At 37.1% G+C, this 5,564-nt stretch carries 7 protein-coding genes; 2 read left to right on the forward strand and 5 right to left on the reverse strand.

Features of this window, described 5'->3' with window-relative positions:
- Positions 1–255: 255 nt before the first annotated feature.
- Positions 256–486, reverse strand: coding sequence for a hypothetical protein (locus V7112_RS07885; protein ID WP_335417462.1), 231 nt, complete (start codon positions 484–486; stop codon positions 256–258).
- A gap of 144 nt (positions 487–630) precedes the next feature.
- Between V7112_RS07885 and pdaB the strand changes: the two genes are divergently transcribed.
- Positions 631–1,395, forward strand: a complete 765-nt coding sequence (pdaB, locus tag V7112_RS07890; protein WP_335417464.1) for a polysaccharide deacetylase family sporulation protein PdaB — start codon at positions 631–633, stop codon at positions 1,393–1,395.
- 30 nt (positions 1,396–1,425) lie between these two features.
- On the opposite strand, the gene V7112_RS07895 is transcribed toward pdaB, so the two are convergent.
- A complete protein-coding gene (locus V7112_RS07895) occupies positions 1,426–2,022 on the reverse strand; it encodes a KinB-signaling pathway activation protein (protein ID WP_335417465.1) in 597 nt (198 codons plus the stop codon).
- A gap of 149 nt (positions 2,023–2,171) precedes the next feature.
- On the opposite strand from V7112_RS07895, the gene gerD reads away from it, so the two are divergent.
- Positions 2,172–2,771 (forward strand): spore germination lipoprotein GerD, encoded by a 600-nt coding sequence (gerD, locus tag V7112_RS07900; RefSeq protein WP_335417466.1) that lies wholly within the window; start codon positions 2,172–2,174, stop codon positions 2,769–2,771.
- Between the two features lie 54 nt (positions 2,772–2,825).
- Here gerD and V7112_RS07905 read toward each other — a convergent pair whose 3' ends face one another.
- The 3 genes from V7112_RS07905 to V7112_RS07915 form a co-directional block, all read right to left on the reverse strand.
- Positions 2,826–3,875 (reverse strand): Mrp/NBP35 family ATP-binding protein, encoded by a 1,050-nt coding sequence (locus V7112_RS07905; protein WP_335417468.1) that lies wholly within the window; start codon positions 3,873–3,875, stop codon positions 2,826–2,828.
- 281 nt (positions 3,876–4,156) lie between these two features.
- The gene (cwlD, locus tag V7112_RS07910) at positions 4,157–4,870 is read right to left on the reverse strand and encodes an N-acetylmuramoyl-L-alanine amidase CwlD (protein ID WP_335417470.1); all 714 of its coding nucleotides are present in this window, start codon (positions 4,868–4,870) and stop codon (positions 4,157–4,159) included.
- A 66-nt stretch (positions 4,871–4,936) separates the two neighbouring features.
- The gene (locus V7112_RS07915; RefSeq protein WP_335417472.1) at positions 4,937–5,380 is read right to left on the reverse strand and encodes a YbaK family protein; all 444 of its coding nucleotides are present in this window, start codon (positions 5,378–5,380) and stop codon (positions 4,937–4,939) included.
- Positions 5,381–5,564: the final 184 nt, after the last annotated feature.

Here is a 5,564-nt window from a genome sequence, read left to right on the forward strand (position 1 = left end):
AAAAATAAAATTAAACGTTGACGCTTGTATTGTGTTCAGTTTTCAAAGAACTTTTTTTGATTCATCGCTCAGAGGCGACTTTATTAATATATCATGCTGACAACTTTGAGTCAATATTTTTTTTGAGATATTTTTTAATATCAGTGATTGTCAACGACGACGATTATTAATATATCATCATCTAAAACGCATGTCAATAATCTATTTTAATTATTAAAAGAGGACCATATTATCATACAATCCTCCCCTCTTCATTTATCCCTTTTTACTATTTACCTTCTTTGAACGAATATACCTGCTGCATTCTGATGGTTCAGCAATTCTTTTAAATAAACGAAACAAGATTTGATATCTTTCTTCCATTGCTCTTTTTACAATATGATCAATCCTTGAATCTCCTACATCAAAAAGGATCTCGTCCATCTCTCTTTTTAGAAGGTATTCTAATTCTTTAACTTCCTTCTGATCAACTAATAATCCAATCATAGTTTCACCCCAAGTTTATTGTAATTCTAATTATTACCAAATTTAGTTATTTTATGAATCAATTTCCGCAAGAGTTTTACACATACAAATTGGATGACAAGCATATTATTTTTACAGAAGAAGCTTTGGACAAGGAGGATTATAATGAATTTTTTCTACATCCTGAGTAGCAAAAGGATTAAACAAACATTAATTATTCTTTTTGCTTCCTTATTTACTGCCAGTATTTTTTATATAGAAAAAGGCAATATTGCTCCTGTTTTTTCAACCGAAAATGGACCACGTGTGATTTATACAGGAGAAAAAAGCGAAAAGGCGGTTGCGCTCACCTTTAATATCAGCTGGGGGGATACAAAGGCCCTTCCAATTATCGATGTCTTAAAAAATGAAGGGGTCAAAAATGCAACGTTTTTCCTTTCCGCTTCTTGGGCTGAGCGACATCCACAAATTGTGGAACGGATCGTGAAGGACGGACATCAAATTGGAATCAAGGGTTATGATTATAAAAACTATACCCAATTAGAGGATGCACAAATCAAAAAGGATGTTTTCAAAGCCCAGGATGCATTTAAGAAAATGGGGGTCAAAACCGTTTCATTTGCTCGAACACCCGACGCTAATTTTGATTCTAGAGTAGTGAAAGTATTAGACTCTCTTGGGTATACACTCATTCATTGGAGTATAGATTCAAATGACTGGAATAATCCTGGAGTAGCCACAATTACAAGCAATGTTTTAAATAAAGTAAAGGGCGGAGATATCATTTTGTTCCATGCCTCAGATTCAGCCAAGCAAACGGCTGAAGCTCTTCCGGAGGTATTAAAAGGAATAAAAGGAAAGGGTCTCTCATTTGTGACGGTTAGTGACATGCTAAATAATGCTGATGTAAAAAGCGAAGTGGTCGAATAATCACCTAACAAAAAAGCTGATCCCAATGGGTCAGCTTTTTTGGTTTGTTATTTTTGGGAGGATTAATAATTGATAAGCGTTACAAATTAAAAGTGGATATATCATTAAATATAACCAGCTTGTATCATTTACTCGGATGGCTGGCACCCATTCTATTACAGATACAACAAACATAAAGAAGACAGCTGGGATGAATGCCTTACTATTTGTTTGTTTACTTTTAAAGAATGCAATGATTAATGAAAATACTAAAATCAATATGGGTATCCATACATATGATGAGATGGTTTGGCCTCCTGTTGCAAATACCTTAAAACGAAAATAAATTAAATCAAATAATACAAAAGCAATTAACACAATTTGTGCAGGACTCCAAGCGCCCTTGAATAATCCAAGTCCAAAACGGTGAACGGTTAGATAGGCAAAGAACCCCATTTGGCTAATAATACTAAAAATAAATCCAGCACCAATGAACCAAAATACTACAAGAAGTATTTCAACGAAATCAGCAGCTAAAAATAATTCTTTATATTCACTCCATTTAATGGCAAATCCAACAATAATTGTGCTAAGCGCACCAACTAGTAAGGTAGAAAGAAATAACCTTACCCAATTTCGACTTTTCACGACAAAATCCCCCACTCTATATATTCAAATATGATTGTACCAAAACGAAGGGGATGAATGCCAGTTTCTCACCATTCAATGAGTGAATATTTTTTAACAAAAAAAAGCATATTAACAAATAAGGATCCCTTATGAAAGGAGCTTTATGAATGAAAAAGTGGATGTCGCTCCTCCTCATTCTTAGTTTTCTATTGGCTATTGTGGGGTGTGCCCCAGCGAATGTTGAACAAAATCGAATGGATTATGAAGAAACCAAAAAGATGGTTGTCGATATATTAAAAACCGATGATGGTAAAAAAGCAATTGAGGAACTCATGCGGGATGAAAAGTTTAGGCAGCATCTTGTCATGGATCAAGTCATTGTAAAAGATGCCATTCAGGAAACACTTACCTCTGACAATGGGGTTGAATTTTGGAAAAAGACGTTCGAGGATACAAAGTTTGTGGAAGAATACGCAAAGAGTATGAAAACGGAGCACGAAAAGCTCATTAAAGACTTGATGAAGGATCCTGATTATCAAAAAATGGTGATGGATATCTTAAAAAATCCTGAGATGGAACAACAATTCACGGATGTTCTTAAAAGTCAGGAATTTAGAAAGCATCTTCAAACGGTAATAAGTGAAACACTAGAGAGCCCGTTATATAAAGCGAAGATTGAAGATATTCTCATAAAAGCTGCGGAAGATATGCAAAAACAGGAAAAAGCAAAAAAGGATGAAGGCCAAGGAAGCGGAAGCAGTAAATAGCCTTTTAACCAAAAAATAAAAAAGACCCTCCTAAATTTCCGGAGGGTCTTTGATTTAGATTGCATCAATTACACGTTGTGCAATTTCATTATAGATTTTTCCAGTTGGGTGGTCTTCCTCATATACAGAAGGTGCAAAGTCATCATCATTCCAGTCAGGCTGACCTAATGGAATTTTTCCTAGTAAAGATGTTTGAAGCTCTTCAGTTAGCTTCTCACCGCCGCCTTTACCAAATACATATTCCTTTTCACCAGTTACCTTGCTTTCAAAATAAGACATATTCTCGATAACGCCTAAGATTTCGTGCTCTGTCCGAAGCGCCATTGCACCCGCTCTCGCTGCTACAAATGCAGCTGTTGGATGTGGAGTAGTCACGATAATTTCCTTACAATGTGGAAGCATCGTATGTACATCTAACGCAACATCCCCTGTACCTGGAGGTAAGTCGAGAACTAAATAGTCAAGGTCTCCCCACTCAACCTCATTAAAGAAGTTATTCAACATTTTCCCAAGCATTGGACCACGCCAGATAACTGGTGAATTGTCCTCTACAAAGAAGCCCATTGAAATTACCTTTACCCCTTTTCTTTCGACAGGGATAATTTTCTCGCCACGTACTACAGGGCGCTTTGTGATTCCCATCATGTCTGGAACACTGAATCCATAGATATCAGCATCAATAATTCCAACCTTTTTGCCTAGTCTTGCTAACGATACGGCCAGGTTTACGGAAACGGTTGATTTACCAACCCCTCCCTTACCACTGGCTACGGCAATAAAGGTCGTTTGATTTACTGGAGATAATAAAGGAGCTGCTTCTCCTGATGGTTCAGTCTTAAATTTTGCTAGTTCTTCTGGTGATAGGTCGGTAAAACGAAGACCTACAGAATCTACCCCCGCTTGTTTTAATGCATTTACAATTGTAGTTTGAAGCTGAAGCTGCTCACCTGTACCAGTCTTTGATAGTGCGATTTTTACACTGACATGCTTCTTTTCTTCTTTTATTTTAATCTCTTGGATTGCATTCGTTTCCTCGAATGTTCTATGTAAGAAAGGATCTTGCAATTGATTTAATACTTCTCTCACTTGTTGCTCAGTTAACATAAAAACACCACCTAAATTCTGTATTCGGTTTCACTCCTTCCTCATTATACCATACCTGTCCCAATTTACAGTGTGAGGAGTGTCATACTTAGTAGTATTTTAAGCTGGAATTTTTGCTTCGCTTGACAGGTTTTGCGTCAATATCCGATATTTGCGTCGTGTTCCGAGGATTTGCGTTGTTATCACATTTTTTGCATCGTAGCCAAATTGCGTCGAAAACCAGATAGGTTACATACCCACCCCCGATCTTCGTGTCAAACCAACATGAAAATACCCACCTTTTAATCAGGCGGGTTTGTTTCATTTGAGAAATATCGGTTAATTCCGGTATAAATGGAGGCTGCGACCTTGTCTTGGTATTTATCTTGTACTAATAGGGCTTTTTCCTCCGGGTTTGAGAGGAACCCTACTTCTACAAGTGCACCAGGTTTCTTTGCACTTTTTAATAAATACACGCCATTGATCGCTTTTGCTTGTCGTGTTGTATTTCCGAGATTGTTTCGAAGCTCGTCCTGAATAAATTTGGCTACCTCTTCATTTTCCTTGAAGGTACTGAAGTAAAAAGTTTGTGCCCCTCTCCATCTTGGTGAAGGAATGGCATTTAGATGAATACTTATAAATAAATCCGCTTCTGATTCATTGATGATATGAACCCGTTTCTTTAAATCCTCTGTTTTTCGTTTACTGTACCCTCTCATTCCGTCCGGTGCTAAATCTATATCTTCTTCCCTTAGCATTTGTACAAAAGCACCCTGCTGTTGTAAGTAATCGCGGAGTTTATGGGATATTTCAAGGGCAATGTCCTTTTCCTGAATGTCACCGCTTGCAGCTCCTCCGTCAGGTCCACCATGACCCGGGTCAATAATAATGAACTTCCCTGATAGAGGTAAACTCCATGGGTCCCATACATCTTTATCCATAAATCGATATTGTATAAATATAAATAAAACCGCAACTCCTAAAAGGATGCCCGTAATTTTTAGTTTCTTATTCATCATTTCCCTCCTGCATGTCCCTACATTAACTATATGGGACAAGGAGAGTATATATGATTAAAAATTCTAATGCAATTTTAGCCGGTGTCTTTTTTCTCCTTTCTGGAATCCTTCCGTCCACCAATAAGTGACATAGTGCTCGCATGAGTAATAGAGGGACTCGTTTACATATCCTTGATCACCAATATGACCCCAGTAGCATATGAACTCATATAATGCATCAATAAGATTCTTTTCAAATCTGTAACATCGCATTCTAACTTCTTCAACAGATTCCCCGTAGTAACCGAATTTGCTATATTTAGCCCCTAATAAATAGGATTCAATTGCAACATCAATGCAGCCTTCTTCAATGGCACTTCCAAGAATGGTGCCCATTCTAAAAAAGCTGCTAAACGAGTTCGTGACGCTCTTTTTAAGTTCTTCTAACGAAAGTTCACGCAGCATTTTACGTTCATACTTGATTTGCTTCTCTTTCCGTTTTTCTTTGAAGGTTGTAATTACATTCATAAACTAAGAAACCCCCTTTGACAAATAGTTTCCTACTGTACCCGCGTAAACATGCGCAAAACACAAACTACCTCAATTGCCAAATTAAACTATGCATGAAGAGCATTTTACCTGGAAAATTACCGAGTATAGCTCTTCATGGGGTTTATGAAGAGCATTTCACTTAATTTTTAACGCCGTTTTA

It is taken from the genome of Bacillus sp. JJ1566 (assembly GCF_036962685.1).
Taxonomy (GTDB): domain Bacteria; phylum Bacillota; class Bacilli; order Bacillales; family Bacillaceae_L; genus Ferdinandcohnia.

Excerpts from the sequence above, each read along its gene's own strand:
- V7112_RS07885 (WP_335417462.1), bottom strand. The coding sequence starts at position 486 with ATGATTGGATTATTAGTTGATCAGAAGGAAGTTAAAGAATTAGAATAC.
- pdaB (WP_335417464.1), top strand. The coding sequence starts at position 631 with ATGAATTTTTTCTACATCCTGAGTAGCAAAAGGATTAAACAAACATTA.
- gerD (WP_335417466.1), top strand. The coding sequence starts at position 2,172 with ATGAAAAAGTGGATGTCGCTCCTCCTCATTCTTAGTTTTCTATTGGCT.
- V7112_RS07905 (WP_335417468.1), bottom strand. The coding sequence starts at position 3,875 with ATGTTAACTGAGCAACAAGTGAGAGAAGTATTAAATCAATTGCAAGAT.
- cwlD (WP_335417470.1), bottom strand. The coding sequence starts at position 4,870 with ATGAATAAGAAACTAAAAATTACGGGCATCCTTTTAGGAGTTGCGGTT.
- V7112_RS07915 (WP_335417472.1), bottom strand. The coding sequence starts at position 5,380 with ATGAATGTAATTACAACCTTCAAAGAAAAACGGAAAGAGAAGCAAATC.